At 53.6% G+C, this 3,325-nt stretch carries 1 tRNA gene and 2 rRNA genes; all 3 read left to right on the top strand.

Annotated features, from left to right (window positions below):
- Window positions 1-150 precede the first annotated feature (150 nt).
- The 3 genes from AAHM44_RS24760 to AAHM44_RS24770 all read left to right on the top strand — a co-directional run bounded on the left by AAHM44_RS24760 (window position 151) and on the right by AAHM44_RS24770 (window position 3,323).
- Window positions 151-2,942, top strand: a 23S ribosomal RNA gene (locus tag AAHM44_RS24760).
- 137 nt (window positions 2,943-3,079) lie between these two features.
- Window positions 3,080-3,194 (top strand): 5S ribosomal RNA (rrf, locus tag AAHM44_RS24765).
- Between the two features lie 52 nt (window positions 3,195-3,246).
- Window positions 3,247-3,323 (top strand) — tRNA-Met (locus tag AAHM44_RS24770).
- Window positions 3,324-3,325 lie beyond the last annotated feature (2 nt).

The raw sequence follows: 3,325 nt of genomic DNA on the forward strand, positions 1-3,325 counted from the left end.
CAAGTTCCATCTGGTTGACCGCTAAGATGGGGCGCTTCCAACAAGGCTGAGAAATGAACATCCACACCAAGATACTGCGACACACTGCTCTGCCGAGTTTCGTGTCGGTCTTAGGACCGATCCAGTGTTGTCGTTGGTGGTGTGGACTCTCAAGTGTGAGGTAAGGGCATTTGGTGGATGCCTTGGCGCATACAGGCGATGAAGGACGTGGCACGCTGCGATAAGCGTCGGTGAGGTGTGAGCAACCTTTGACCCGACGATTTCCGAATGGGGAAACCCACCTAATCCGATTATCTCGACCGCCAGCAATGACGATCGGGGTAATTGGAAAAAGGTATCACTTAGCTGAATAAAATAGGCTTCGTGAAGCGAACCCGGAGAACTGAAACATCTCAGTACCCGGAGGAAAAGACATCAACCGAGATTCCGTTAGTAGTGGCGAGCGAACGCGGACCAGGCCAGTGCCTGATATTCAACTAGCAGAAGTATCTGGAAAGATACGCCATAGCGGGTGACAGCCCCGTATGCGAAAGTGATGTATCAGGACTTGAGTAGGGCGGGACACGTGTAATCCTGTCTGAATATAGGGGGACCACCCTCTAAGCCTAAATACTCGTATGCGACCGATAGCGAACTAGTACCGTGAGGGAAAGGTGAAAAGCACCCCGATGAGGGGAGTGAAACAGTACCTGAAACCGAATGCCTACAAGCAGTTGGAGCCTCTTTATGGGGTGACAGCGTACCTCTTGCATAATGGGTCTGTGACTTAATGTACCAAGCAAGCTTAAGCCGATAGGTGTAGGCGCAGCGAAAGCGAGTCTGAATAGGGCGAATGAGTTTGGTGTATTAGACCCGAAACCCGGCGATCTAGGCATGACCAGGATGAAGGTGCGGTAACACGCACTGGAGGTCCGAACCGATTAACGTTGAAAAGTTACCGGATGAGTTGTGTTTAGGGGTGAAAGGCCAATCAAGCCGGGAAATAGCTGGTTCTCCGCGAAAACTATTGAGGTAGTGCCTCGGATGAACACCCTAGGGGGTAGAGCACTGGATGGATGCGGGGGTCGCGAGATCTACCAATTCTAACCAAACTCCGAATACCTAGGAGTGATATCCGGGAGACAGACGGCGGGTGCTAAGGTCCGTCGTCAAAAGGGAAACAGCCCTGACCTACAGCTAAGGTCCCCAAGTCACGTCTAAGTGGGAAAGCATGTGGGAATCCCAAAACAACCAGGAGGTTGGCTTAGAAGCAGCCATCCTTTAAAGAAAGCGTAACAGCTCACTGGTCTAAATAAGGGTTCCTGCGGCGAAGATGTAACGGGGCTCAAGACGTGCACCGAAGCTTAGGGTGTGTAGTTTACTACACGCGGTAGCGGAGCGTTCCGTAAGCCTGTGAAGCGATCTGGTAATGGGTCGTGGAGGTATCGGAAGTGCGAATGCAGACATGAGTAGCGATAAAAAGGGTGAGATGCCCTTTCGCCGAAAGACCAAGGGTTCCTGCGCAAGGCTAATCCGCGCAGGGTGAGCCGGCCCCTAAGACGAGCCCGAAGGGGGTAGTCGATGGGAACCACGTTAATATTCGTGGGCCTGGTGGTGTGTGACGGATGGTGTGTGTTGTATGCTCTTAACGGATTGAGCATGCTTCGAAGCTGTCCCGGGAAATAGCCCCACCGTATAGACCGTACCCGAAACCGACACAGGTGGTCAGGTAGAGTATACCAAGGCGCTTGAGAGAAGTGTCCTGAAGGAACTCGGCAAATTGCCTCCGTACCTTCGGAAGAAGGAGGCCCTGTTATTGCGCAAGCAGTAGCAGGGGGCACAGGCCAGGGGGTAGCGACTGTTTAGCAAAAACACAGGGCTCTGCTAAGTCGGCTTCAAGACGACGTATAGGGCCTGACGCCTGCCCGGTGCCTGAAGGTTAAGTGGAGGGGTGCAAGCTCCGAAATGAAGCCCAGGTAAACGGCGGCCGTAACTATAACGGTCCTAAGGTAGCGAAATTCCTTGTCGGGTAAGTTCCGACCTGCACGAATGGCGTAACGACTTCCCCACTGTCTCCAGGACATGCTCAGCGAAATTGAATTCTCCGTGAAGATGCGGAGTACCCGCGGTTAGACGGAAAGACCCCGTGCACCTTTACTGCAGCTTCAGAGTGGCATTAGGAAAGAACTGTGTAGCATAGGTGGGAGGCTTTGAAGCATTGGCGCCAGCCGGTGTGGAGCCATAGGTGAAATACCACCCTGTTGTTTTCTGATGTCTAACCACGAACCGTTATCCGGTTCTGGGACCCTCTGTGGCGGGTAGTTTGACTGGGGCGGTCGCCTCCTAAAGAGTAACGGAGGCGCGCGAAGGTTGGCTCAGGTCGGTTGGAAACCGACTGTTAGAGTGCAATGGCATAAGCCAGCCTGACTGCGAGACTGACAAGTCGAGCAGAGACGAAAGTCGGTCATAGTGATCCGGTGGTCCCTCGTGGAAGGGCCATCGCTCAACGGATAAAAGGTACGCCGGGGATAACAGGCTGATAACCCCCAAGAGCTCATATCGACGGGGTTGTTTGGCACCTCGATGTCGGCTCATCACATCCTGGGGCTGGAGCAGGTCCCAAGGGTTTGGCTGTTCGCCAATTAAAGTGGTACGTGAGCTGGGTTCAGAACGTCGCGAGACAGTTTGGTCCCTATCTGCCGTGGGCGTCGAAATTTGAGAGGAGTTGACCCTAGTACGAGAGGACCGGGTTGAACATACCTCTGGTGTACCTGTCGTCGTGCCAACGGCGCAGCAGGGTAGCTATGTATGGACGGGATAACCGCTGAAAGCATCTAAGCGGGAAGCCTCCCTCGAGATAAGATTTCTTAGGACGGTCGAAGACCACGACCTTGATAGGCCGGATGTGGAAGCGCGGTAACGTGTGGAGCTAACCGGTCCTAATTGTCCTATTCGCACTTGATGAGTCCCACCATCAACGACAGCACTGGCCATCCATCAAACATCAGTTTGATGAGCAACCAACGCTTCGTTGGATGGATGTTCATCAGCCTTGATCAATCGCACGGTTTGAAAAACTTCCGCTGCACAAGCTTCATTGCTTGGTGGCTATAGCGTCTGTGACCCACCCGATCCCATCCCGAACTCGGCCGTGAAACCAGACAGCGCCGATGGTACTATCGCTTAAGCGATGGAAGAGTAGGTCGTCGCCAGGCATTGAAGCTTGTGCATCGGAAGAACCCATTCACCTTGTCATCCCCCGTTTGGCGCGGGATGGAGCAGCCCGGTAGCTCGTCAGGCTCATAACCTGAAGGTCGCAGGTTCAAATCCTGCTCCCGCAACCAAC

Origin of the sequence: Sphingomonas sp. OTU376 (assembly GCF_038440415.1) — a bacterium.
In the GTDB taxonomy this organism is placed as follows: domain Bacteria; phylum Pseudomonadota; class Alphaproteobacteria; order Sphingomonadales; family Sphingomonadaceae; genus Sphingomonas; species Sphingomonas kyeonggiensis_A.